At 65.0% G+C, this 23662-nt stretch carries 24 protein-coding genes; 15 read left to right on the top strand and 9 right to left on the bottom strand.

Annotation, left to right across the window (positions count from 1 at the left end):
- The 3 genes from KBA32_RS02365 to KBA32_RS02375 form a co-directional block, all read left to right on the top strand.
- The coding region (locus tag KBA32_RS02365) for a tetratricopeptide repeat protein (protein WP_367113734.1) at positions 1 to 314 on the top strand (314 nt) is incomplete at its 5' end.
- Positions 315 to 983: a response regulator gene (locus tag KBA32_RS02370; RefSeq protein ID WP_294354727.1), complete on the top strand. Its 669-nt coding sequence runs from the start codon at positions 315 to 317 to the stop codon at positions 981 to 983. It begins immediately after the preceding gene.
- Positions 980 to 2368 carry an ATP-binding protein gene (locus KBA32_RS02375; RefSeq protein WP_294354730.1) on the top strand — a complete coding sequence of 463 codons (1389 nt, stop codon included), beginning with the start codon at positions 980 to 982 and terminating at the stop codon, positions 2366 to 2368. The genes KBA32_RS02370 and KBA32_RS02375 overlap by 4 nt, the downstream gene beginning before the upstream one ends.
- 272 nt (positions 2369 to 2640) lie before the next feature.
- Here the strand turns inward: KBA32_RS02375 and KBA32_RS02380 are convergent, their stop codons facing one another.
- The 8 genes from KBA32_RS02380 to KBA32_RS02415 form a co-directional block, all read right to left on the bottom strand.
- The gene (locus KBA32_RS02380; protein ID WP_294354733.1) at positions 2641 to 4002 is read right to left on the bottom strand and encodes a methyl-accepting chemotaxis protein; all 1362 of its coding nucleotides are present in this window, start codon (positions 4000 to 4002) and stop codon (positions 2641 to 2643) included.
- A gap of 288 nt (positions 4003 to 4290) precedes the next feature.
- Entirely contained in the window at positions 4291 to 6888 is a 2598-nt protein-coding gene (locus tag KBA32_RS02385; RefSeq protein ID WP_294354740.1) for a bifunctional aconitate hydratase 2/2-methylisocitrate dehydratase, read from the bottom strand.
- A 191-nt stretch (positions 6889 to 7079) separates the two neighbouring features.
- Positions 7080 to 7316 (bottom strand): RNA-binding S4 domain-containing protein, encoded by a 237-nt coding sequence (locus tag KBA32_RS02390; RefSeq protein ID WP_294354743.1) that lies wholly within the window; start codon positions 7314 to 7316, stop codon positions 7080 to 7082.
- Positions 7317 to 7326: 10 nt separating this feature from the next.
- Positions 7327 to 7656: a YkgJ family cysteine cluster protein gene (locus KBA32_RS02395; RefSeq protein WP_294354746.1), complete on the bottom strand. Its 330-nt coding sequence runs from the start codon at positions 7654 to 7656 to the stop codon at positions 7327 to 7329.
- Between the two features lie 69 nt (positions 7657 to 7725).
- Entirely contained in the window at positions 7726 to 8409 is a 684-nt protein-coding gene (locus KBA32_RS02400) for an SAM-dependent methyltransferase (protein WP_294354749.1), read from the bottom strand.
- Positions 8406 to 9359 carry a tRNA-dihydrouridine synthase gene (locus KBA32_RS02405; protein ID WP_294354752.1) on the bottom strand — a complete coding sequence of 318 codons (954 nt, stop codon included), beginning with the start codon at positions 9357 to 9359 and terminating at the stop codon, positions 8406 to 8408. The genes KBA32_RS02400 and KBA32_RS02405 overlap by 4 nt, the downstream gene beginning before the upstream one ends.
- Positions 9356 to 9772, bottom strand: coding sequence for an alternative ribosome rescue aminoacyl-tRNA hydrolase ArfB (gene arfB / locus KBA32_RS02410; RefSeq protein WP_294354755.1), 417 nt, complete (start codon positions 9770 to 9772; stop codon positions 9356 to 9358). The genes KBA32_RS02405 and arfB overlap by 4 nt, the downstream gene beginning before the upstream one ends.
- 212 nt (positions 9773 to 9984) lie before the next feature.
- Positions 9985 to 11004 (bottom strand): GGDEF domain-containing protein, encoded by a 1020-nt coding sequence (locus KBA32_RS02415; protein ID WP_294354758.1) that lies wholly within the window; start codon positions 11002 to 11004, stop codon positions 9985 to 9987.
- 342 nt (positions 11005 to 11346) lie between these two features.
- Between KBA32_RS02415 and KBA32_RS02420 the strand changes: the two genes are divergently transcribed.
- Complete coding sequence (locus KBA32_RS02420; protein ID WP_294354762.1) at positions 11347 to 11799, top strand: putative toxin-antitoxin system toxin component, PIN family; 453 nt, start codon at positions 11347 to 11349, stop codon at positions 11797 to 11799.
- Here KBA32_RS02420 and yaaA read toward each other — a convergent pair.
- Complete coding sequence (gene yaaA / locus KBA32_RS02425; protein ID WP_294354765.1) at positions 11782 to 12564, bottom strand: peroxide stress protein YaaA; 783 nt, start codon at positions 12562 to 12564, stop codon at positions 11782 to 11784. The genes KBA32_RS02420 and yaaA overlap by 18 nt on opposite strands.
- 134 nt (positions 12565 to 12698) lie before the next feature.
- Between yaaA and KBA32_RS02430 the strand changes: the two genes are divergently transcribed.
- The 11 genes from KBA32_RS02430 to KBA32_RS02480 all read left to right on the top strand — a co-directional run.
- On the top strand, positions 12699 to 14696 hold the full coding sequence (locus KBA32_RS02430; protein ID WP_294354767.1) for a site-specific recombinase: 1998 nt from the start codon (positions 12699 to 12701) through the stop codon (positions 14694 to 14696).
- A gap of 239 nt (positions 14697 to 14935) precedes the next feature.
- Positions 14936 to 16111, top strand: a complete 1176-nt coding sequence (locus tag KBA32_RS02435; protein WP_294354770.1) for a DUF2863 family protein — start codon at positions 14936 to 14938, stop codon at positions 16109 to 16111.
- 10 nt (positions 16112 to 16121) lie between these two features.
- The gene (gene bioA / locus KBA32_RS02440) at positions 16122 to 17456 is read left to right on the top strand and encodes an adenosylmethionine--8-amino-7-oxononanoate transaminase (protein ID WP_294354772.1); all 1335 of its coding nucleotides are present in this window, start codon (positions 16122 to 16124) and stop codon (positions 17454 to 17456) included.
- 31 nt (positions 17457 to 17487) lie between these two features.
- Positions 17488 to 18117, top strand: coding sequence for a cyclopropane-fatty-acyl-phospholipid synthase family protein (locus KBA32_RS02445; RefSeq protein ID WP_294354775.1), 630 nt, complete (start codon positions 17488 to 17490; stop codon positions 18115 to 18117).
- 123 nt (positions 18118 to 18240) lie between these two features.
- Positions 18241 to 18879, top strand: a complete 639-nt coding sequence (locus KBA32_RS02450) for a DUF47 domain-containing protein (protein WP_294354779.1) — start codon at positions 18241 to 18243, stop codon at positions 18877 to 18879.
- Between the two features lie 12 nt (positions 18880 to 18891).
- The gene (locus KBA32_RS02455; protein ID WP_294354782.1) at positions 18892 to 19899 is read left to right on the top strand and encodes an inorganic phosphate transporter; all 1008 of its coding nucleotides are present in this window, start codon (positions 18892 to 18894) and stop codon (positions 19897 to 19899) included.
- A gap of 116 nt (positions 19900 to 20015) precedes the next feature.
- Complete coding sequence (bioF, locus tag KBA32_RS02460; RefSeq protein WP_294354785.1) at positions 20016 to 21182, top strand: 8-amino-7-oxononanoate synthase; 1167 nt, start codon at positions 20016 to 20018, stop codon at positions 21180 to 21182.
- The gene (locus tag KBA32_RS02465) at positions 21179 to 21949 is read left to right on the top strand and encodes an alpha/beta fold hydrolase (RefSeq protein ID WP_294354788.1); all 771 of its coding nucleotides are present in this window, start codon (positions 21179 to 21181) and stop codon (positions 21947 to 21949) included. The genes bioF and KBA32_RS02465 overlap by 4 nt, the downstream gene beginning before the upstream one ends.
- Positions 21930 to 22697: a malonyl-ACP O-methyltransferase BioC gene (bioC, locus tag KBA32_RS02470; RefSeq protein ID WP_294354791.1), complete on the top strand. Its 768-nt coding sequence runs from the start codon at positions 21930 to 21932 to the stop codon at positions 22695 to 22697. The genes KBA32_RS02465 and bioC overlap by 20 nt, the downstream gene beginning before the upstream one ends.
- The gene (gene bioD / locus KBA32_RS02475; protein ID WP_294354794.1) at positions 22694 to 23371 is read left to right on the top strand and encodes a dethiobiotin synthase; all 678 of its coding nucleotides are present in this window, start codon (positions 22694 to 22696) and stop codon (positions 23369 to 23371) included. Before bioC ends, bioD begins: the two co-directional genes overlap by 4 nt.
- Positions 23372 to 23446: 75 nt before the next feature.
- Positions 23447 to 23662: hypothetical protein (locus tag KBA32_RS02480; protein WP_294354797.1), on the top strand; the 216-nt coding region annotated here is incomplete at its 3' end.

Raw genomic sequence — 23662 nt, forward strand, 5'->3', positions numbered from 1 at the left:
GCTCCGCCTACACCAGCCTGGCAACGCTCTACGCCAAGGTACCTGGCTGGCCGGTCGGCTTTGGCGACAAAGCGAAGGCCGAGGAACTGTTCAAGAAATCGCTGGCGATCAATCCCGACGGAATTGACCCGAATTTCTTTTACGGGGAGTATCTGGTCGACCGTGAGCGTTTTGCCGAAGCGCGCACGCATCTCGAAACCGCACTCAAGGCGGCACCCCGTCCGGGCCGCGAACTGGCCGACAGCGGCCGGCGCAAGGAGATTTCGGCCATGCTTGAAAAACTCGTCGAAAAACTCGAAAAGGAAAAGAAGTAAGTGCGAATCCTGCTGGTTGAAGACGACCCGATTCTCGGTGACGGCATCGTCGCCGGCCTGAAGCTCGGCGACTACGCGGTCGACTGGGTGCGCGACGGGGAATCCGCCCGCCTCGCGCTGCTCGATCATCCTTACGACGCCTGCGTGCTCGATCTCGGCCTGCCGCGCCGGAGCGGTCTCTCGGTCTTGTCCGACCTGCGCGCGCGCGGCAGCCGCCTGCCGGTACTCATCCTGACCGCGCGCGACACGAGCGCCGACAAGGTCGCCGGCCTCGACGCCGGCGCCGACGACTACCTGACCAAGCCCTTCGACCTGCCCGAACTGCTCGCCCGTCTGCGCGCCATCATCCGGCGCGCGACCGGCGACGCGAAGCCGACACTCGAACACGCCGGGGTCGTGCTCGATCCGTCGTCCAGACAGGTGACGTTCAACGGCCAACCGGTCACCCTGTCGGCGCGCGAGTACGCCCTGCTGCTCGACTTCCTGCGCAATCGCAACAGCATCCGCACGCGCGCACAGCTCGAGGAGAGCCTCTACGCCTGGGGCGAGGAAACCGGCAGCAACACCGTTGAGGTCTTCATCCATCACCTGCGCAAGAAGTTCGGCGCCGACTTCATCCGCACCATTCGCGGCCTGGGCTACCAGCTCGGTGGCGAGGGCAAGGAATGAGTCCTGAACTCTTCAGAACGCCAGGCCGGTCGACCTCGCTGCGCTGGCGGCTGCTCACGCTCGTCTCCATCGCCGCCGTCGTCATCCTTGGATTGGCTGGCGCGCTCAGCTACCGGCAAGCCAAGCACGAGGTCCAGGAACTGATGGACGGTGAGATGGGGAAGATGGCCGCCTTGATGCTGGTGCAGGCACAACAAGGCCCGGAACACCTGGCCAGGCTGCCGGCCAGCCTGAGCAAACTGCACGGCCAGAAGAACCGGCGCAAGGATCTGACGCTCGAGTTCCAGATCGGTCGCGCCGACGGCACGATACTCGCGCGTTCGGACGACGCCCCCGTCGCCGCCATTGATGGCGCACTCGGTTTCGCCTCGGTCGAACACGACGGTCAGCCGTGGCGAAGCCTGATCCTCGAATCCGCCGATGGTGCTAAGCGCATTCAGGTCGCCCAATCGATCACCAAGCGCAACAAGGAGGCGCTGGAAATCGCCACAAAAACGGTACAGCCGCTCGGCGTGATCTTTCCGCTGCTGCTGCTGGCCATCTACTTCTCGGTGCGCCGTGGCTTGAAGCCGCTCGACGACCTGACGGGCGAGGTACTCAGCCGCTCGCCGGAAAACCTGTCGCCGCTCGCCGGCCGCCGCGCTCCGCGCGAAGCGCAACCGCTCGTCGCTGCGATCAACCGCCTGCTCTTCCGCCTGAACGGTTCGCTCGAGAACGAACGCCGCTTCACCGCCGACGCGGCGCACGAGCTGCGCACCCCGCTCGCCGCTGCGCGCGTGCAGGCGCAGGTGGCGATGCTCAGCACGGATGCCGACAAGCGCGATCACGCGCTCGCCCAGACGCTTGCCGGTCTCGACCGGGCGACGCGGCTGGTCGAACAGATGCTGCGTCTGGCGCGGCTCGATCCGCTCGCAGCGCTACCCGACCCGACGGCGGTTGACCTGTCGCAGTTGACGCGCGATGTCGCCGCCGGCGTGCTCGACACGACGAAGAAGTGCGCGATCGAGGTCGATATCCCGGACGAAATGTTCATCATCGAAGGCGTTGCGGATCTCCTGCAGGTCGCGCTGCGCAACCTCGTGGACAACGCTGTGCGCTATTCGCCCGAGGGCAGCCGAATTACGGTGTCGCTGCTGCGCGAACATGCGCAACCGGTCTTGAGCGTCGCCGACAACGGCCCCGGCGTCAGCGCGACGGAGTTGCCACGCCTCGTCGAACGCTTCTACCGCAGCCCGGAAGCCATCGCCGAGGGCAGCGGCCTCGGCCTGACCATCGTCCATCGCATCGCCGAACTGCACGGCGCGCGGCTGGAACTCGCCAATCGCGCGCGCGGCGGACTCGAGGCGCGCCTCTGCTGGAACAGCACGGAAAAAAGCGTGACGTAAACCGGATCGTCGGTCGGAAGCGCCTGATCGTGCCCCGATCGCGTGCAAATATGAAGGCGGTTCCAAGGGCTTTCTCTGCGAAAATTCTGCGTCTCTGTGACTCTGTGGTAGGTGTTTCGGTATTTATTCACAACCTCTCAGTTGAACCACAGAGATGCCCCGCAGGAAATTTCCTGCGGGGCATCTCTGTGGTGAGGGGTTCAGGTTCCTCGTGACTGACAACCAGACGCACAACACCCCGGCCCGGCCGCCCATCGGCGTCGACTCTCCCCTCAGGTCTTGTACTTCACCACCGATTCGCGCAACTGGGCAGACAGGCTGTCGAGCGACTTCGCCGTGGTGTAGTTCGATTCGGCAGCCTGGTTGTTGACCTCGATCATCTGCGCGATGCGCTCGACGTTCTGGGCGACTTCGCGGATGGCGGCGTCGAGCTCGTTGAGCGCGCTGGAAATGGCGAAGACGCAGTCGGCGACGCGTTCGCTCGACTGCTTGACATCGGCGATGATTTCGCGGAACTCGCGTTTCAACTCGTTGAACGCTCTCCCCGCACGGACCACATCGGCCGGCCCGGCCTCCGGGACGCTGCGCGAAAAATCGTTCTCGCGGATGGCGTGCTCGGCCACCTGTACCGATTCCTTCAGCGGCCTGCTGACGCTGACCGAAACCCAGGCAGCCACACCGAGCATGACAATCATGGCGAGCACAGTCAGCGCGATGCTGGCAAGCAAGATATTCCGTTCGTTGGTGACGATCCCTTCGGCACGTTCGCCAATGTTCCGGGCGACAAGCTGTTCGACGCCCAGCATGGCATCAATCTTCTCGGTGATCGTCTTGAACCAGAGCTGCGGATCGACCTTTGGCCCGCTTTCGGCCGCTTTCTCGTAGAGGACGCTGCGCATGGCCTGCACTTCTTTCGCCGCGGTACCCGACAACACCTTGTCCAGCGCCTCCGTCTCGGACTTTCCGGCAGTCGAGCGATAGCCGTCTAGGTAGGCCTCCTGGCGGAAATGGCGTTCGAGGATCTGACGGTACAGGACCGGTTCGATCTGATCGGCGGAGAAGGCGGCAGTCGACAACGCGCGCTCCTGGCCAGCTTGTTCCTTGGCCTGGACGAAGAATAGATAGGACAGGAGTTGCTGCCCCATCGTCGCATCGGAGTTGAAATGGCCACCCGAAGCGACGATTCCGATCAGGCGGGCAATGATCCCTGTGTAGGCGCTTACATGTTCGGGCACGGCGATCTGCTGCGCACCGGCACGTTGGCGCAGGTTGGCAAGGGTTTCCAGTTGCCCTTGCGCCTGCTTGAGCACGTCGGCCAGCGCCGGCATCGCGGCCAGATCGATCTTGGCCGCCTCGGCATTGAACGCCGCACGTTGCTCGTCCGTCTTGCTCCGGATGCCGGGCAGCACGTCGGCGAACTTGGCGCCCTTCGATTGCAGGAAGCCCGCCGTCGCACCGCGCTCAATCTGCAGCGTGTGCGTCAGGTTGCCGGCGGCGACGGCCAGCGCCAGGACAGACTGCGTGCGCTGGGCGCTGCGGTAGTCGGAATAGCTGCCGGAGCTGATTTTCGCGCCTTGACGGGCGACGACTATTGATCCGGTACGAAGAAGCGCGGTAGGGTGCGCAAATCTCATTTGCGCACCGAAGGAAGTACCCTTGGGGTGCGCACCGAAGGAAGTACCCTTGGGGTACGCACGCGGGAATGGCGCTGGAACAGTGCGCAACGTCGGGCGTTGCACACCCTGCGGCAGCTGTTGTTTCCTTTGCGATCTTTGCGCCTTCGCGCCTTTGCGGTGAGGTTTTCAGGATGAAGCGCCTCGGCCATTGCACCATTGCACACTTCGTCGGCCGAGAAAAAGCCGGTCGGCCAGCTTGACCTGGCGCGACCGGCTTCTGTGCTTATGACTGCGCGAGAAGGCGCGTCAGACGGTCACCGTCTCGGCCATTTCGGCGAATTCGCTGATCTGGTCGAAGTTCATATAGCGGTAGATGTCGGCCGCCTTGGCGTTGACCACCTTCACCTGCTCGAGATACTCCTCGACGCTCGGGATGCGGCCGAGCAGCGCGCAGATCGCGGCGAGTTCGGCCGAGCCTAGGAAGACGTTGGTGTCGATGCCGAGGCGGTTCGGGAAGTTGCGCGTCGAGGTCGACATCGCCGTGCTGCCCTTCCTGATCTGCGCCTGGTTGCCCATGCACAGCGAGCAGCCCGGCATTTCCATGCGCGCGCCGCTCTTGCCGAGCACCGAGTAATAGCCTTCCTCGTTGAGGATCATCGCGTCCATCTTGGTCGGCGGGGCGATCCACAGGCGCGTCGGGATGTCCGACTTGCCGTCGAGCACCTTGCCGGCGGCGCGGAAGTGGCCGATGTTGGTCATGCACGAGCCGATGAACACCTCGTCGATCTTGGTGCCAGAAACTTCGGAGAGCAGCTTCACGTCGTCAGGGTCGTTCGGGCAGGCGACGATCGGCTCCTTGATCTCGGCCAGGTCGATCTCGATCACCGCCGAGTACTCGGCGTCGGCGTCGGCCTTGAGCAGCTGCGGATCGGCAATCCACGCTTCCATCGCCTTGACGCGACGGCCTAGCGTGCGCGCGTCGGAGTAGCCGTTGGCGATCATCCACTTCATCAGCGTGATGTTCGAACGCATGTACTCGATGATCGGTTCCTTGTTCAGATGCACCGTGCAGGCCGCCGCCGAGCGCTCGGCCGAGGCGTCGGAGAGTTCAAACGCCTGCTCGACCTTGAGCTCGGGCAAGCCCTCGATTTCCAGGATGCGGCCGGAGAAGATGTTCTTCTTGCCCTGCTTGGCGACGGTCAGGAGGCCCTGCTTGATCGCGTAGAACGGGATCGCGTTGACCAGATCGCGCAGCGTGATGCCGTCCTGCATTTTTCCCTTGAAACGCACGAGCACCGATTCCGGCATGTCGAGCGGCATGACACCGGTCGCCGCCGCGAAGGCGACGAGACCGGAACCGGCCGGAAACGAGATGCCGATCGGGAAGCGCGTGTGCGAGTCGCCGCCGGTGCCGACGGTGTCGGGCAGCAGCAGTCGGTTGAGCCAGCTGTGGATGACGCCGTCGCCCGGACGCAGCGAGACGCCGCCGCGCGTGGTGATGAAGGTCGGCAGCGTGCGGTGCGTCTTGATGTCGACGAGCTTCGGATACGCGGCCGTGTGGCAGAACGACTGCATCACGAGGTCGGACGAGAAGCCGAGGCAGGCGAGGTCCTTCAATTCGTCACGCGTCATCGGGCCGGTGGTGTCCTGCGAGCCGACCGTCGTCATGCGCGGTTCGCAGTAGGTGCCGGGACGAATTCCGTTCCCCTCGGGCAGGCCACAGGCGCGGCCGACCATCTTCTGCGCCAGCGAGAAGCCCTTGCCGGAATCGACCGGGCTTTGCGGCAAACGGAACAGCGTCGACGGCGGCAGGCCCAGCGTCTCGCGTGCCTTGGCCGTCAGGCCGCGCCCGATGATCAGCGGAATGCGCCCGCCGGCACGCACTTCGTCGAGGATGACCGGCGTCTTCAGCTGCGATTCGGCGATCACCTGGCTGTTCTTCAGTGCAGTGACCTTGGTCGTCGCCTGGTCGATGCGCAGTTCGATCTCGTCGCCCATCGCCATCTGGCCGACGTCGATTTCGATCGGCAGCGCGCCGGCGTCTTCCTGCGTGTTGAAGAAGATCGGCGCGATCTTGCCGCCGAGGCAGACGCCGCCGAAGCGCTTGTTCGGCACGTAGGGAATGTCCTCGCCGGTCCACCACAGCACCGAGTTGGTCGCCGACTTGCGCGATGAACCGGTGCCGACCACGTCGCCGACGTAGGCGACGACGTTGCCCTTGGCCTTCAGCGCCTCAAGCTGCTGCATCGGCCCGCGTTCGCCGGCCCTGTCGGCTTCGATGCCGGGGCGCGGGTTCTTCAGCATCGCCAGCGCGTGCAGCGGGATGTCCGGGCGCGACCAGGCGTCAGGCGCCGGCGAGAGGTCGTCGGTGTTGGTCTCGCCAGTGACCTTGAAAACCGTGAGTTTCTGCGAAGCCGGCACTTCCGGGCGCGAGGTGAACCACTCGGCGTCGGCCCACGACTGCATGACGGCCTTGGCGTTCGCATTCCCTGCCTTGGCCAGCTCGGCGACGTCGTGGAAATAGTCGAAGACGAGCAGCGTCTTCTTCAGCCCTTCGGCGGCGACGGCGCCGACTTCGGCGTCGCCGAGCACGTCGATCAGCGGCTTCACGTTGTAGCCGCCGAGCATGGTGCCGAGCAGTTCGGTCGCCTTGGCGCGCGAGATCAGCGGGCTGGAGGCTTCGCCCTTGGCCACCTTGGCGAGGAACTCGGCCTTGACCTTGGCCGCATCGTCAACGCCGGCCGGCACGCGGAAAGTAATCAGCTCGACCAGAGCCGCATCTTCACCCGCCGGCGGATTCTTCAAGAGCTCGACCAGTTCGGTCGTTTGCTTGGCGGACAGAGGGAGCGGCGGGATACCAAGCGCGGCGCGCTCGGCGACGTGGGCACGATAGGATTCGAGCATCGGTGCTTCCTTTCTCAGAAGTTGCTCAGGGCAAAAATGGCGACGTCCAGACCATCATAGTACGGCGCAATCGAATCGCCATGCAGCGGCGCGAACCCGCCGGACGACATGTCTTATATATGTTATAAGATAAGCGTCCGGCTGTGAAGTTCCGGCAAGAAACCGGCCGCCTTACACCGGCGCGCCGCCCGTCATGCGTCGCTTCCCGGCTGCGCGGCGGCAACCAGTTCGACGGTCTCCCCGCCATAAACGACGCGCTGCCCCGGGCGCAGCTTGGCGCGCTTTCGTGTTTCGACTGCGCCATCGACGCGGACGTTCCCGGCGTCGATCTCGGCGTGCGCATAGCCGCCCGAGTGGCACAGGCCGGTGGTTTTCAGCAACTGGTCGAGCTGGATGTACTCGCCGCGGACTTCAACAACGATCGACATGGGATTCCTTTCAAAGAGCGGAGAGGCCGTGCCGTCTTCTGGCCCGGTCGCAGGCGTCGTCGCCGATGCCGAGCGGCGCGTAGGGCGCGAAATCGCGGCATGGGCCGGGGCGACGCTCGTAGATCGTGCACGCGACGGACTTCCCGATCTCGCCGGCCAGCGCGACGCAGCGCGGCGGCGCCTCGTCGGTGCCGCGCATGCGGACGAGCGTCGCGGTCAGCGGCACGGTCAGTTCCACCGGAACGCCGGGCGCGTCGGCGCTCGCCAGGTCGGAACAATGAAAATCGACGCGAAACGCGGCGCAACACGCGCCGCAGCTCAGGCAGGCAGGGTCCGACATGGGAATACGGGCAAGTGGCAAGGACGGGAATTGTCGCGCACGGCCGGCGCCGCGGCAAACGCAGCGCGCTTACAAGCGAACCACGCCGCGATACAGCACGTGGCCGGAATTGAGGTATTTGCGCTCGAACGGCGTCAGCGCAAGTTCCGGCACATAGGGTTCGCAGGCAACACGGCGCGCCGTCAGCCGTTCGACGGCGAAGCAGAACTCGTCGACGTAGATCTTCCAGTTGCTGCGGCATTCGAGCACGCCGCCCAGTTCGAGCATGGCCGGAAACACCGGATGCCCGTGCCAGCGCCGGGAGACATGACCGATCTTGGGCCACGGATTGGGGTAGAGCAGGTAGTGGCGCGCCAGGCGTATCCCGGCTTCGCGCATGAGCCGCCAGTAATCGACCAGGTCGGCGCGCACGAGGTCGAGGTTGGCCGGCAGAACGTCGCAATCGCCCTTCCCCGAGGACTTCCGGCACAGGCGCGATTCGGACTGGTCGACGCCGATCACGTAGTGGTCGGGGAACGTCTTGGCCAGCGCGATGCTGCTTTCGCCGACACCGCAGCAGGAATCGAGGATCAGCGGCGCGTCCGGCGCCGTCCGCTGCCAGCGCGCGAGGCTCGCGTCGAAGGACGCGCGGTTGTAGTCGGCGTAGGGCTTGCGGAACGGCGCCGCGGCGTGCCGGCCGAGCAAGGTCGCCAGGTGTTCGTGGATGCCGGTCTGCGCGCTGCTCGGCACGCGGGAGCTGGCCGCCGCCGTCATCGGTCACGCTCCGCGGCGAGGACGCGCGACACCGCCGCCGGCTCGCGCAGCGGGCGCACCGTGTCGTGGAGCGCGCCGGCCTCGGGCCAGGTTCGCCGGAAGTAGCTCAGGAGCAGTTTCAGGCGCCCCGGCGCGTGCGGCGCGTACACCCGGCGCTGGACGCGTTCCCAGTAGTCGACGAGGTGGGGCACGAGCATCCGCCAGTCGTCCGGCGTCGGCCGTTCGGCGTGCTCGCCCCTGATGCGCCGGGCGAGAAAGGGGTCGGCGACGGCGCCCCGCCCGATCATCACGTCGTCGCAGCCGCTCACGCTGCGGCAGCGCCGCCAGTCGTCCACCGTCCACACCTCGCCGTTGGCGATCACCGGCACGGCGACCGCTTCGGCGATGCGGGCGATCCATGTCCAGTGCGCCGGCGGGCGATAGCCTTCGTCCCTGGTCCGCGCATGCACGACGAGCGAGGCGGTGCCACCGTCGGCGAGCGCCTGCGCGCACTCGATCGCGCGCGCCGTGTCCGAGATGCCGAGGCGCATCTTGGCGCTGACCGGGACGTTTGCCGGCACCGCCGCGCGCACCGCGCCCGCGATGCGGTTGAGCAAGGACGGATCGGCGAGCAGCATGGCGCCGCCGCCGTGCCGGTTCACGGTCTTCGCCGGGCAGCCGAAGTTGAGATCGACGCCGTACGGAGACAACATCGCCGCCTGCGCAGCGTTCAAGCCCATCAGTTCCGGATCGCTGCCGAGCAGCTGGATGACCATCGGCGTGCCGGCGGCCGTCCGGCAGCCGTTTTCGACTTCCGGGCAGATCCGCTCGTAGGTGCGCCGCGGCAGCACCGAGCCGGAGACGCGCACGAACTCCGACACCGCGCCGTCGAAGCCGCCGATCCCGGTGAGCACGCCGCGCAGCACATACTCGGCGAGGCCTTCCATCGGCGCGAGGATCAGCCGGCTCATGCGTCTTTCACCCGGCCGCGCTGCAGCTTGACCTGGCCGCGTCGCACTTTCGTGTCGACGCGCCGCTTCTGCGAGTTGCGCGTCGGCCGCGTCGGGCGCCGCAGCACCGGCACGTGCGCCGCCAGCTCGATCAGTTCGCGCAACCGCGCCAGTGCGTCGAAGCGATTGCGTTCGAGGCTGCGGTGCGCCTGTGCCTTGATGACGACGATACCGTCGCCGCTGATGCGCTGGTCGCGCAGCTGAAGCAGTCGAATCTTGGTTCCCTCGGGCAGCGACGAGGCGCCGATGTCGAAGCGCAGGTGGATCGCGTTCGAGACCTTGTTGACGTTCTGCCCGCCCGCGCCCTGCGCGCGAATGGCGACGAACTCGACTTCGCTTTCGTTCAGGACGATGGAGGGCGCAGATACAGACATGGACTTCAGATGATGAAAACCGCAGTAAGCCTTGTTTCAGTGGGGCGGAACGGGGCCGATTCAGGGTCGGTAAAAAACTTGAAGCCCACCGCAGAGGCACGGAGGCACAGAGGATACACAGAGGAAAAACACCGTTTTCATAGGTTTCCTCTGCGAAAGCTCTGCGTCTCTGTGACTCGGTGGCAAGTGTTCAGGCATTTATTCACGACCTCTCAGCCGAACAAGGCATCTATATCGAAGTCGTCGGCGACCGGCGCTTCGGCCGGCGCGTGCTTCTCGATCGCACCTTCGGTAACGAGCTGCTCGTAGCAGCACACCTGGTTGCGGCCGTGCTCCTTGGCGAAATACAGGGCTTCATCGGCGCGCCCGACGACGTCGGTCGGTACATCCATCGCCGAGACGGCGGTGAAACCGATCGAACAAGTCACCTGGCCGACCTGCGGAAATTCGTGGCTCTCGACCGAGAGGCGGAACCGGTTGAAGCTCGCCGCCGCCAGCCGCTCGTCGGCGGCGTTCAGAATGACGACAAATTCTTCTCCGCCGAAGCGGAACAGGCGATCGCCCCCGCGGAAGGTCTTGCGCATGAGTTCGCCCATGCGCAGGAGGACTTCGTCGCCGAACAGGTGACCGAACGAGTCGTTCACGCGCTTGAAGTGATCGACGTCGACGACGCACAGCCACGCCGGCGATCCGTCCTCGGCATACCCACGCCGGTCACTGAACCTGCCGTCCGCGCCATGCTCGGCGTGCGAGGTCAGCAGACGATCGAAGGTCTCGTCGAAGGTCTTGCGATTGAGCAGGTGCGTCAGCGTATCGAGCTCGCTGTAGTCGAGCAATTCGATCTGGCTGCCGTAGATGCGTGCCAGGCAGTCGATCTCCTCGACGTGCTGCGCCGGATTGCCCTGGCCCAGATCGTAGCCGAGGATCAGTTGTTCGGTCGCCAGTTCGGACGAATGCAGCGCCACGGCACCGCAGTTGTGCCCGTCGATCGTGCGAATCTTCACCCCGCCGTCGACGCGCGCCTCCTCGATGAAATCGCGCCACCCCGACTGCTCTGCATGGGCAAGTGTTTCGCCGCAGACCATTCGGAGGACAACATCGCCCGGCGCACCACGCACGAAAATGCCGACATCGGCCGACTCGCCGAGCAAGGAGACGACGGCCCGGGAGAAGGCGCAAGGCAGCCGACCGCGATCCCGACACGAGGAAATCGTTTCAACGCTCTTCAGCAAGGACAACACGTTTCAGCATTCTCAAAAGGATCCAGCAAACCCGGCAGACAAGTTACGGCGATAATCCTAAAAACCTCACCGCAAAGGCGCGAAGGCGCAAAGATCGCAAAGGAAACAACGGGTTGATCGTATTTGATCATTCACCCTATGGGTGACTACGTAAGATACGCGCCGTTCGCGTAGCCCTTTGATTTTCTTTGCGAACCTTCGCGCCCTTTGCGCCTTTGCGGTGAAGAACTGAGGTTTTAAGGATAATTCGATACGCGCACGAATTCTAAGTGCGGACCACGAGCATACACAACACCCCGCCTGTTTTCTTGGCACTATTCCTCAAAACACCCAATGAAGGCTCTCGCTGCAACACCCCGGCTCGTCCTCGACACGAACATCGTGATGGACATGCTGCACTTCGCCAATGTCCATACACAGCCGCTCCTGGAAGCTATCGCCAGCAGCCGGCTCGTCTGTTTTACCGACGAAGATTGCCTGGCCGAGCTCGCGCGCGTCACCGGCTACCCGGAATTCGGCCTCGACGACGAAGCGCGAGCGGCGCTGATGGCACGCTACCGGGAATTCGTGCATATCTGTCCGTCCCAGGGCGAGGAAAACTATCCGCTACCGCGCTGCCGCGATTCCGACGACCAGAAGTTCCTGATCCTCGCCGCGCGCTGCCAAGCCGATCTGCTGCTCACGCGCGACAAGCTGCTGCTCAAGCTCGCTCGCCATCGGCAGAAGCCGCCGCCGTTTGCCATCGTCACCGCCGAAGCGGCGTGCGAGTTACTTGGTCTCGGCTGATCGACGCCGGAAGACCCAGCGCACGGCATCGGAAGCCGCGGCGTCGAAGGCGTAGCCCTCTTCGCTGAACTTCTTCAGGCCTTCGACTTTCCCGAGCCGTTTCACGACCGCATGGCGCGCCATCAAACCACGGGCACGCTTGGCGTAAAAGCTCACGACCTTGTAGCGGCCGCCGCTCCAGTCCTCGAAAACCGGCTGAACGACCGGCACGGCCAGCTTCTTTACGCGCACCGACTTGAAGTACTCCTCCGACGCCAGGTTGACCAGCGCCGAGGCGCCGGTTTCGGCCAGCGCCGCATTCAGCGCATCGACGATGCGCTCGCCCCAGAACGCGTAGAGATCCTTGCCGCCGGGATTGGCGAGCCGGATTCCCATCTCCAGCCGGTAGGCTTGCATCAGGTCGAGGGGGCGCAGCACGCCGTAGAGGCCGGAGAGGATGCGCACGTGCGATTGCGCGAAGTCGAGCGCGGCCGGCGACAACGTCGGCGCATTCAGGCCTTCGTAGACGTCGCCATTGAAGGCGAGGATCGCCTGCTTCGCGTTCTCGGGCGTGAAGGGCCGGTGCCAGCTCGCGTAGCGCTCGGCGTTGAGCACGGCAAGCGCGCCGCTGACGCCCATCAACTCGCTGATCGCCAGCGGCGGCAACTGGCGCAGGCGATCAACGAGGACTTGCGACTGGTCGAGAAAGTCCGGCTGGGTATGCGCGGCGACGGTCGGTGGCGTCGTGAAATCGAGCGACTTGGCGGGGGAAAGGACGACGATCATGGCGTGGACGACGGCTCGTGAGCGAGTGGGAATTTCGCCGCCCCACGGTATCGGGGCGGCAATTTGCTAGGATTGTAGCCCACTCGCATCCTGCCAACCTCGTGCGGACTGCCGCCGACTGACTCCGGGCCATCATGGAACAAATACTCTCCTCCTTTGCCGAGCCGAACGGCGACCCAATCGACCTCTTCGCCAAACTGATCGACCGGATCCGCCCGCGCCGCCTTGCCGACGTCGAATCGGCAAGGCGCAATCTGCAGGCGCTTTGCCACATCCTGGCGCTCAATCCGGAGTTTCGCCGTGCCGTTCGGATCAAGCTGCAGGAACTGAGCGCGACGCACCGGCATTCGGATCTGTACACGTCGACGGGCATCCTGCCCAATACCGGCTTCGTCGCCGAATGCCTGCGCCGCGTCGGGCACAAGATCCTGCCCGAGGTGCTCGATGGCGACCTGCTGCGCTCCACCTTGCGCCGGGTCTTCCACGATGCGCGCGACGGCGAGTGGGTCAACGGCGTCGGCGAGGATGCCTGGGGCCAGCTGATCGCCGCGCTGCGTTTCGACGAGCAGGCGCCGAGCGCCGAGATACCGCGGCCGCTGTCCGAGATGCTTCGCTCGCTGCGCATCATCTCGTACTGGGTCGCCGCGTTCGGCATGGAGCCCGAACTCCTGCGCCTCGACCGCGCGCTTGAAACCTACGATTCGCCCTTCGTCACGCAGAACGAGGAACTGATCGCCTACATCGACGCCTACCCGGCCTCGTGGCGCAACCCCGACGCGACGATCAGCGACGACAGGCACCTGCGCGTGCTCTTCGACCAATGCCTCTCCGTCATCGAGCGCATCCACAAGCGCGCCGGACGTGACGGCACGAGCATCCGCCTGACCTACCATCTGCAGCGCCTGAAGCAGCTGATCCGGCGCAGCGAGGAGTTGCTCGACATCCTGGAAGCGTTGCGCGAAGACCCGGATGGCGTCACCGCGCACCTGCCGATCGTGCGCACTTTCACGCACCTGATCGACGAGGAGTGCCAGCGCAACAACCTGCGCCGGCACTGGCGCAACAACACGCAGCTGATCGCGCTGCGCGTCACCGACAACGCCAGCGCGCACGGCGAGCACTACATCACCGAGACACGCGCGGAATACATGACCATGGCGCGCTCGGCGGCGATCGGCGGCTTCATCGTCGCCTTCATGGCCTGCCTCAAGATTCTCCTGTCCAAGGCATCAATGCCGCCGCTCTCGGCCGCCCTCGCCTACTGCCTGGACTACGGCCTCGGCTTCTGTCTCATCCACATCGTGCATGGCACGGTGGCGACCAAGCAGTCGGCGATGACGGCCAACGCCATCGCGGCGACGATCAGCCAGTCGGGCGGCAAGCTGCGCGACATCGAACAGCTCACCGGCTTGATCGCGCGCACGGTGCGCAGCCAGCTGGTCGCCATCCTCGGCAACGTCGGCGTCGCCGTGCCGCTCGCAGCACTGATCGGCTATCTCGTCTTGGCGATCAGCGGCACGCACTTCGTCGACGCCGAGAAGGCCACCCACCTGCTCGAGGAACAGAGCCTGATCGCCAGCGGCGCCGTCTTCTACGCCGCGATTGCCGGCCTCTGCCTGTTCCTCGCCGGCCTGATCAACGGCTACTTCGACAACTACGCCGCGTACAACCGCGTCCCCGAGCGCATCCTGCAGCTCAACTGGCCCAAGCGCCTGTTCGGCGAATATCGCATGCGACGCGTCGCCAACTACATCGGCGACAACCTCGGCGCACTCTCCGGGAACTTCCTATTCGGCTTCCTTCTCGGCGGCACGACGATCTTCGGCGTGCTCTTCGGCCTGCCGCTCGACATCCGGCACGTCGCCTTCTCCTCGGCCTTCGTCGGCCTGGCCGTCGTCGGCTCGGACTTCGCGCCCAACCTCGGCCTGCTGCTCTGGGCCGTGCTCGGCGTCGCCGCCATCGGCTTCGTCAACCTCTCGGTCAGCTTCGCGCTGGCGCTCAACATCGCCCTGCGCTCGCGCCAGGTTTCGGACACCCCTTGGCGCATGATCGTCGGTGCCGTGCTCAAATGCCTGTGGCGCAATCCACGCGAGTTCTTCCTGCCGCCGAAGAAGACGGGGAGCGGAGCGTAGGCAGCGCGGTATGAAGACTCAATACCCGCCACAGAGACGCAGAGGTTTCACAGAGAAAGACCGTGCAGTTTGCAGCGATACATTTCGTTCTTTGCCGTTCTCTGCGTGACCTCTGTGCCTCCGCGCCTCCGTGGTGGATTTGCAGTTCACGCGATCGCCCAGCGCCCATTTACCGCTCCCGGCGGATCCGGCGCTGCCTTGCTACAATGCCGGATTGTCACGCCGCAGGGTCAATCAACATGAAACGCAACCGCCTCTCCTCCCGCAAACGTATCTCGGCCGACGCGACCGAGCTGGGTCGCCTGGCGACAGGACTCGCTGATTCCGGCGGCAAGCTGGAAGAAGTCTTCTGGGAGAAGCAGCTCGTTGAACTCGTCGAGAAGCTGTTGCAGGACAGCGCCGAGGACGATCTGAACGCTTCGCTCGACCGTCTGTTCGACTCGAATGCCGCCGCGCACGACGCGCTGGCGGACACCGTCGAAGCCTGCGCCGAATCCTGCGTGATGACGCATCAGGGGCGCGACTACGACATCCTGCTGTTCAATGTGCCGATACTCGCCTGGTCGCGCTTTTCCATCCCGAACGGGACGATCCCGAAGAGCACGCTCGGGATGCTGAAAACGCACCTCGGCGCGCACGTCTTCTCGGCGAACGCGCAGCTGACGCTGACCGATTACCTGTACAGCCCGGACCAGTTGCCGCGAACGTTCGTCGACACCTGGCAGCTGATGCGCGATCTCGGCGGCGCGGCGCTGTGCAACAGCGCATTGAAGCTCGACCTGGAGACGATGCCGGAGACCAACCAGTTCCTCTCCGACACCCGCTATCTTCTGGGCGCAATCGCGGTGCCGCGCGGCATGCCGCTCTTCCGCTGGAACGAGACCGACGGATGCACGCGCGAATCGGCGTTGAAGGAGTGGGTCAAGCAGGGCGCGCCCTGCCTCGAACCGCTGCTCACCGGCAGCGCCTTCCAGACGCTGCTCGCCGATTCGTACCACTCGGCCTGTCGCATGGGCGACATGGCCTCGCGCCCGTATTCGCTGCGCGCTTCGGTCGCCTTCCTGCAGACGACGCTGGGCAAGCCAGCCGAAGCGTTCCGCGCCGTCATCGGCGGCTTCCACGACAAACGCCTGGAGGAATATCGCATCGCCTTCGGCCCACGCGACAGCGACGCGATCTTCCACGGCGTCATCTGGCCGCTGCTCGGCAGCGAGGACGAGACAACCGAGGTCGCCGGCGAAGTCGAAGCGCTGCTGCGCGAATCAGGCATCAAGGAAATCATCGTCCACGAGCAGCAGTTCCCCTTCGAGTTCTGCGACGACTGCGGCGCCCCGCTCTACCCGAACGCCGAGGGCGACACGGTGCACGCCGAGCTGCCGGAACAGCAGAACGCGCCGTCGCAGACGCTGCACTGACGGCGCGACTATGAGCAACGCCGACCTGCTGCAGCGCAGCCTCGCCGCCGTCTGGCACCCGTGCACGCAGATGAAGCAGCATGCGAATACCGACGCCGGGTCGCTGCCGCTGATCCCGATCGCGCGCGGCGAGGGCGCGTGGCTCTACGATTTCGACGGCAAGCGCTACCTCGACGGCATCAGCTCGTGGTGGGTCAACCTCTTCGGGCACTGCAACCCACGCATCAATGCGGCCTTGCGCGCACAGCTCGATGAGCTCGAGCACGTCATCCTCGCCGGCTGCACGCACCGGCCGGTCGTCGAGCTGTCGGAACGGCTTTCGGCGCGGACCGGCGGCGCGCTCGGCCACGCTTTCTACGCCTCCGACGGCGCGTCGGCGACCGAGATCGCGCTCAAGATGTCCTTCCACAGCTGGCGCAATCGCGGCTTTGAAGACAAGAAGGATTTCCTCTGTCTGGAAGGCAGCTACCACGGCGAAACGGTCGGCGCGTTGGCAGTCACCGACGTCGCGCTCTTCAGGGACGCCTACGCGCCACTGATCCGCGCCGCAGCGACCGTACCCTCGCCAGACGCGCGCCAGGCGCGCGACGGTGAAACGCCGGCCGACGTCGCACGCCGAGCCGCCGCCGCGCTCGAAGCGCATCTGGCGCAGCATCACGCAACGATCGCCGCACTGATCGTCGAACCGCTGATCCAGTGCGCGAGCGGCATGGCGATGTACGACCCGGAATACCTGCGCCTGGCGCGCGCGCTCTGCGACCGTTACGACGTACATCTGATCTGCGACGAAATCGCCGTCGGCTGCGGACGCACCGGCACCTTCTTCGCGCACGAGCAGGCCGGCATCGGGCCCGATCTCGTCTGTCTCTCGAAAGGCATCTCGGGCGGCTACCTGCCGCTCTCCATCGTGCTCACGACCGACGCTGTCTACGGCGCGTTCTACGACGACGCGACGGCGCGCGGCTTCCTGCACTCGCACTCCTACACCGGCAACGCGCTCGCCTGCCGCGCGGCGCTGGCCACGCTCGATATCTTCGTGGAAGACGACGTCCTCAAGCAGAACGTCGCCCGCGCGCAAAAGCTGTGGAACGCGCTCGCACCGCTCGCCGATCACCCGCAGATCAAACACCTGCGCCAGCGCGGCATGATCGTCGCCTTCGACGTAACCACCAGCGATCCCGCCTTCTCACGCCGTTTCTACCGCGCCGCGCTCGCGAACGAGGCGCTGATCCGCCCGATCGGCAATACGGTGTATCTGATGCCGCCCTACATCGTCGGCGACGAAGAAATCGCCCATCTCGGACAAGCCACCGCAAACGCGCTGAACGAAGCCTTGGTGCAGTAGTCTCATTGCCTTCTTCGAAACAGGAGACGACATGAACCAGAAAAACATCTGGAGCCAGCGATACGAAAGCGCTGGCGAGGACTATCTCTTCGGCACCGAACCCAACCGCTTTCTCGCCCGCCGCGCGAACCTGCTGCAGAACGGTGCGACGGCCCTGTCGATTGCCGACGGCGAAGGCCGGAATTCAGTGTGGCTGGCGGAACAGGGCTTGCGCGTCACCGCCGTCGAGATCGCACCGGTCGCCATTGAAAAGGCGCGGCGCCTCGCCGCCGGACGCGGTGTCGAGGTGAATTTCCTGCTCGCCGACATACTGGCGTCCGACTGGCCGCCGGACGAATCAACCGGACACTTCGACTGGGTCGTCGGCATTTTTATCCAGTTCGTCAACGGTGCGGAACGCGAGCGACAGTTCGCCGTGATGAAGCAACTCGCCCGTCCCGGTGGACGCATCCTGCTGCAGGGCTACACGCCGAAACAGCTCGATTACCGCACCGGCGGCCCGTCGCAGATCGAGAACTTGTACACCGCGCGCTTTCTGCGCCAGGCGTTTTCCGGCTGGCAGATCGAGGAACTCGTCGAATACGAGGACGACGTTGCCGAAGGGGTCGCCCACAAGGGCCGCTCGGCCTTGATCGGGCTCGTCGCGCGCAAGCCAGCATGAAAAAACTCGTTGCATAAACAACGGCATCCGTCGGCTGCACATCACCCAACAAGGTAAATTTATCGCGGGGGAACTTTTTCGCGGTGGTAAAATCTCGCCCGATTTCAACCACCGAGTAAATCCATGTTTGCGCGTTTCATGCCTCAAGAGGGCAAGTTCTTTGAGCTGTTCAATACCCACGCCGAACAGATCGTCCTGGGCAGCCAGGCACTCGTCAAGCTGCTCACCGTGCTCAACGATTCCGACGAAGCAGCGGCCAGGCAATGCGACCTGATCGATGAAATCGAGAACAAGGCCGACGGAATCACGCACGAAACCATGCGTCAGCTGCACAAATCGTTCATCACCCCGCTCGACCGGGAAGAAATCCACCAACTGATCACCAGCCTCGACGACATCCTCGACCTCATCCAGGACGTCGCCCACACCGTCACGCTGTACAACGTGCGGCACATCACGCCGGAAGCCATCAAGCTCGGCGAACTCTGTCTCGCCTGCTGCGAAAGAGTGCAAGGGGCGGTTGCCCTGCTGCACTCGATGGACAACGGCGCCGACATCCTCAAGCTCTGCAGCGAGGTCGACCAGCTCGAATCCGCCGCCGACCGCGAAATGCGCGGCGCGATGTCGCGTCTGTTCCGCGAAGAACCGGACGTACGCGAGCTGATCAAGTTCAAGGCCGTCTACGAACTTCTGGAAACCGTCACCGATCGCTGTGAGGATGTGGCGAACATCATCGAAGGCATCGTCCTCGAAAATTCCTGATCGGCGCAGCACATGGATACCGCAAACATTAGTTTCGGCGTGATTGCGCTGCTCGTCTTCATGGCGCTCGCGTTCGACTTCATGAACGGATTTCACGACGCGGCCAACGCCATTGCCACGGTCGTGTCGACGCGGGTGATGAAACCGCATACCGCCGTTGCGATGGCCGCCGTCTGTAACATCGCCGCCATTTTCGTCTTTGAACTCAAAGTGGCCGCAACCGTCGGCAAGGGCACCATCGAGCCCCACGCCATTGATTACTACGTCGTCTTCGGCGCGCTCGTCGGCGCCATCGCCTGGAACGTCATCACCTGGTACTACGGGATTCCCTCTTCGTCGTCGCACGCCCTGATTGGTGGCTTGATCGGCGCTGCGCTCGTGAAGTCCGGCCCCAGCGCTCTGATTACAGGGGGTGTCGTCAAGGTTGTCTCGTTCATCCTGATCTCGCCGCTGCTCGGCATGGCGCTGGGTTCGTTGATGATGATCCTCGTCTCCTGGGTGTTCCGCAAGAGCACTCCAAGACGCGTCGACACATGGTCGCGCCGGCTACAGTTGCTTTCGGCGTCGGCGTACGCCCTGGGCCATGGCGGGAATGACGCGCAAAAGACCATCGGAATCATCTGGATGCTGCTGATCTCCGCCGGCATAACAAAGACCAACGAGCATGTTCCCTACTGGGTCGTCGTTGCATGCTATTCGGCCATCGGCCTTGGCACCGTCTTCGGCGGCTGGCGCATCATCAAACTGATGGGGCAGAAGATCACCAAGCTGCGCCCGGTCGGTGGATTCTGTGCCCAGACCGGCGGTGCAGCGACGCTGTTCTTTGCCACTGCGCTGGGAATTCCCGTGTCGACGACGCACACGATTACCGGCGCGATCGTTGGCGTCGGCGCGACCAAACGACTCTCCGCAGTGCGCTGGGGAATTGCGGGAACCATCGTTTGGGCCTGGATTCTGACGATTCCGTGCTCGGCACTGATCTCCGCACTCTTCTGGTACGTCGGCCGGCTCGTCCTCTGAGTTTTGCCTGAACGCAATCGCGAGCGAGGTGTCGAGCCGTCCTGCGGCGGCACCTCGCCGATATTTCCGCGTCAGTCGATAGCCCCGGATACCCCATCCCGACACGTCAAGATCCGATGACCCCATCCATCCTGCACGAAGAACTCGCTCACCAACTGGCACAGCTCGAAAGCGACGGACTACGTCGTCGCCGGCGAACGCTGGAGACTTCATGCGGCCCGCTGGCACGCGCCGATGGCCGCGAACTGATCAGCTTTTGCAGCAACGACTATCTCGGTCTGGCCAGCGATCCAGCGTTGATTGAAGCCGCCAGCGCCGGCGCGCGGACCTGGGGAGTCGGCTCGGGCGCTTCGCACCTCGTCAGCGGACATCTCTTGCCGCATGAGGCACTCGAGCTGCAACTGGCTGCCTTCACCGGTTTCCCCAAGGCGTTGCTGCTGTCGACCGGCTTCATGGCCAACCTCGCCATCGTACCGACGCTCGTCGGGCGCGGCGACGCGGTTTTCGCCGACAAGCTCAACCACGCCTCGCTGATCGACGCCGTGCAGCTCTCGCGCGCCGAAAGCCAGCGCTACCCGCATGGCGATCTGGCGGTGCTCGAACGGATGCTCGGCGCGAGCACGGCCAAACGCAAGCTGATCCTCACCGACGCGGTGTTCAGCATGGACGGCGATCTGGCACCGCTACCGGAACTCCTCGAACTCGCCGAACGCTTCGACGCCTGGCTGGTGATCGACGACGCGCACGGCTTCGGCGTACTCGGGCCGCAAGGGCGCGGCGCACTCGCCCACTTCGCCCTGCCGCACGCCGAACGCATCATCTACATGGGCACGCTCGGCAAGGCCGCCGGCGCGTCCGGCGCATTTGTCGCCGGATCGGCCACGGTCATCGAGTGGCTGCTGCAACGCGCACGCACCTACATCTTCACTACGGGATCGAGTCCGATCATCGCCTGTGCATTGCTCGCCAGCCTCGACCTGATCGAACACGGCGACGAGCGGCGCGCACACCTGCAGAGGCTCACCGCTCAGCTGCGCGATGGACTGGCCAATACGCGCTGGCAACTCGTCCCGTCGCCCACGGCCATCCAGCCGATCATCATCGGCGACAACCACGAAGCGTTGCGCGTGGCCAACGCGCTGTTCGAACGCGGCCTGTGGGTACCCGCCATTCGCCCGCCGACGGTGCCCAAGGGCACGGCGCGCCTGCGCGTCTCGCTGACCGCGGCACATACGAACGAACAAGTCGAGCAGCTCGTGCTCGCGCTGCGGGAGCTCGCATGAACGCCAGCGGAGCACATGAGAACAAGCCGGAGCTGGTGCTGATCCATGGCTGGGGCCTTGGCCCGGCGGCCTGGGATGCGGCACGGCCCGCGCTCGAAGCTCGCTTCAACGTCACGTCGCTGGCGTTGCCGGGTTACGGCGACGCTGCGCCTGAACCGGTTTCGTTCATCGAGACGGCAAGCCGATTCGCTGCCCGCATTCCCGACGGTGCCTACGTCTGCGGCTGGTCGCTCGGCGCCATGCTCGCGCTGCAGATCGCCGCACAGACCAAGCGAACGCTCGCCGGGCTGATCCTCGTCGGCGCTACGCCGAGTTTCATCAAGCGCACTGACTGGCTCCCTGCGCAAGAACCCGCGCTGCTTGACACTTTTTGCCAAGCGATCGAGCACGACGCCACCGCCACGCTGCAGCGTTTCATCGCGCTCATCAATCAGGGCGACACCCAGGCGCGCGGCATCGGCCGTGCGCTCAACAAGCAGCTGCAGCCGGCTCTGCCTGCCACGATCGAAACCCTGCTCGAGGGCCTGGCCTGGCTGCGCGACGTCGACCTGCGTGCGACAATCGCGGCTGTCGCCACGCCGGCGCTGCTCATTCACGGCGCGCACGATCCGCTGATGCCCCTGGCGGCGGCGCAATGGCTCGCGGCGAACCTGTCCGAAGCCGAACTGGAAGTGCTGCCCGACGCGGCGCACGCGCCTTTCCTTCACGCCCCGGAGAATTTTGCCAAGCTCATTGGCGAGTACTGCCATGCTGCCGCCCGCTCTTAAGCAACGCGTTCGCGAATCGTTCGACCGCGCCGCCCCCACCTATGACGCGGCCGCCGTCGTCCAGCGGCGCGTCTGCGACCGACTGCTTGAAGCGTTGCGAGACGCCGCGCCGGCGCACATTCTCGACGCCGGCTGCGGTACCGGCTATGGCGCGCAGTGCCTGCGTTTGCGGTTTCCGGCCGCACACATCACCGGCGTCGACTTCGCGCCGTCCATGCTCGAAATCGCCGGCGAGGTTGCCGATGTCTGCTTCGCCGCCGACATCGAAAAACTGCCGTTCAGCGAACACCGCTTCGATCTCTGGTGGTCAAGCCTGACGATCCAGTGGTGCGACGCGCAAACGGTCTTCGGCGAAGCCGCGCGCGTACTCAAACCGGACGGACGCCTGGCGCTCAGCACGCTCGGCCCGGGCACCTTTTTCGAGCTGCGCGAAGCGTTCAGCGGCATCGACCGGCACCGGCACACGCTGCCCTTCAGCGAGGCCGACGATATCGCCGACGCACTGGCGCGCGCCGGTTTCTCGAACGTCGCCCTGCGGCGCGAGAAACACGTCGTCCACTACCCCGACCTGAAGACGCTGCTGCGCGCCGTCAAGGCCATTGGCGCGCAGAACGTCGGCGAAGGCGGGCGCAGCGGGATGATGGGCCGCGCGGCTTGGCGCCAGCTCGAAGCCGCCTACGAAAACTACCGTGAACCGGCCGGACTGCCGGCCAGCTACGACGTCATCCTCGCCTACGGAACCCTATGACCGCATCCAGCCATTCACCCGCCCCCGCGTGGTTCGTCACCGGCACCGACACCGAAGTCGGCAAGACCTTCGTCACCTGCGCGCTGCTCCTCGCGCTGAAAGGCCAGGGCGTGAAGGCCGTCGGCATGAAGCCGGTGGCAGCCGGAACCAACGAGCACGGTTGCAACGACGACGTCGAGGCGCTGATCGCCGCCTCGGGTGTCGTCGCCCCGCGCGAACTGGTCAATCCCTACCTCTTTCATCCGGCAATCGCGCCGCACATCGCCGCCATCGAGGAAGGCCGCTCGATCGACATCGACCGCATCGTCGATTCGTTCGACACGCTGCGCAGCCTCGCCGACGCGGTGCTAGTCGAAGGCGCCGGCGGCTTCTGCGTGCCGCTCGGCCCGCACGCCGACTCGGCCGACCTGGCCGAACAGCTCGGCCTGCCCGTCATCCTCGTCGTCGGCATGCGGCTGGGCTGCATCAACCACGCGCTGCTCACACAGCAGGCGATCGCGGCGCACGGCCTCAAACTCGCCGGCTGGGTCGCCAACCGGACCGATCCGGCCATGTCGCGTTTCGACGAAAACCTGGCCGCGCTGACGGCACGCATCAAGGCGCCGCTGCTCGGCGTCGTTCCGTCGAACAGCACACCGGATCTGGCGGCCAGGCTGCTCACCCCGCCGCGCTGAGCGTTCGCTTGCATCAAGCGCAACGATGGCCTAGGCTGGTTTTGTGACGTATTTCACACTAATCAGGTACGCGCCATGTTGCTCACGCCGCCTTGCGAACTTGCAGTCCAGCCAGCCATGCCGGAATCGTCGCCGCACGCAGCGGCGTACGTTGCCCGCAGCCGCCAGGATCGGCGCAAGACCGACGGTTTCCCGCCCCCCGGCTGCGCCGAACGGCGTATTCAGGCCGAGCGGCGCGGCATTCGCCTGACCGAGTTCGACTTCGACGAACGCATCACCATCGTCGCCCCC

This window comes from Propionivibrio sp. (assembly GCF_017995515.1).
Taxonomy (GTDB): domain Bacteria; phylum Pseudomonadota; class Gammaproteobacteria; order Burkholderiales; family Rhodocyclaceae; genus Propionivibrio.

Bases quoted from the DNA above. Each gene is read 5' to 3' on its own strand.
- KBA32_RS02420 (WP_294354762.1), top strand. From the start codon at position 11,347: ATGAAGGCTCTCGCTGCAACACCCCGGCTCGTCCTCGACACGAACATC.
- KBA32_RS02445 (WP_294354775.1), top strand. From the start codon at position 17,488: ATGAACCAGAAAAACATCTGGAGCCAGCGATACGAAAGCGCTGGCGAG.
- KBA32_RS02375 (WP_294354730.1), top strand. From the start codon at position 980: ATGAGTCCTGAACTCTTCAGAACGCCAGGCCGGTCGACCTCGCTGCGC.
- bioC (WP_294354791.1), top strand. From the start codon at position 21,930: ATGCTGCCGCCCGCTCTTAAGCAACGCGTTCGCGAATCGTTCGACCGC.
- KBA32_RS02405 (WP_294354752.1), bottom strand. From the start codon at position 9,359: ATGAGCCGGCTGATCCTCGCGCCGATGGAAGGCCTCGCCGAGTATGTG.
- KBA32_RS02435 (WP_294354770.1), top strand. From the start codon at position 14,936: ATGAAACGCAACCGCCTCTCCTCCCGCAAACGTATCTCGGCCGACGCG.
- KBA32_RS02390 (WP_294354743.1), bottom strand. From the start codon at position 7,316: ATGTCGATCGTTGTTGAAGTCCGCGGCGAGTACATCCAGCTCGACCAG.
- bioA (WP_294354772.1), top strand. From the start codon at position 16,122: ATGAGCAACGCCGACCTGCTGCAGCGCAGCCTCGCCGCCGTCTGGCAC.
- KBA32_RS02430 (WP_294354767.1), top strand. From the start codon at position 12,699: ATGGAACAAATACTCTCCTCCTTTGCCGAGCCGAACGGCGACCCAATC.
- KBA32_RS02400 (WP_294354749.1), bottom strand. From the start codon at position 8,409: ATGACGGCGGCGGCCAGCTCCCGCGTGCCGAGCAGCGCGCAGACCGGC.
- KBA32_RS02380 (WP_294354733.1), bottom strand. From the start codon at position 4,002: ATGAGATTTGCGCACCCTACCGCGCTTCTTCGTACCGGATCAATAGTC.
- yaaA (WP_294354765.1), bottom strand. From the start codon at position 12,564: ATGATCGTCGTCCTTTCCCCCGCCAAGTCGCTCGATTTCACGACGCCA.
- KBA32_RS02465 (WP_294354788.1), top strand. From the start codon at position 21,179: ATGAACGCCAGCGGAGCACATGAGAACAAGCCGGAGCTGGTGCTGATC.
- KBA32_RS02450 (WP_294354779.1), top strand. From the start codon at position 18,241: ATGTTTGCGCGTTTCATGCCTCAAGAGGGCAAGTTCTTTGAGCTGTTC.
- arfB (WP_294354755.1), bottom strand. From the start codon at position 9,772: ATGTCTGTATCTGCGCCCTCCATCGTCCTGAACGAAAGCGAAGTCGAG.
- bioF (WP_294354785.1), top strand. From the start codon at position 20,016: ATGACCCCATCCATCCTGCACGAAGAACTCGCTCACCAACTGGCACAG.
- KBA32_RS02395 (WP_294354746.1), bottom strand. From the start codon at position 7,656: ATGTCGGACCCTGCCTGCCTGAGCTGCGGCGCGTGTTGCGCCGCGTTT.
- KBA32_RS02385 (WP_294354740.1), bottom strand. From the start codon at position 6,888: ATGCTCGAATCCTATCGTGCCCACGTCGCCGAGCGCGCCGCGCTTGGT.
- KBA32_RS02455 (WP_294354782.1), top strand. From the start codon at position 18,892: ATGGATACCGCAAACATTAGTTTCGGCGTGATTGCGCTGCTCGTCTTC.
- bioD (WP_294354794.1), top strand. From the start codon at position 22,694: ATGACCGCATCCAGCCATTCACCCGCCCCCGCGTGGTTCGTCACCGGC.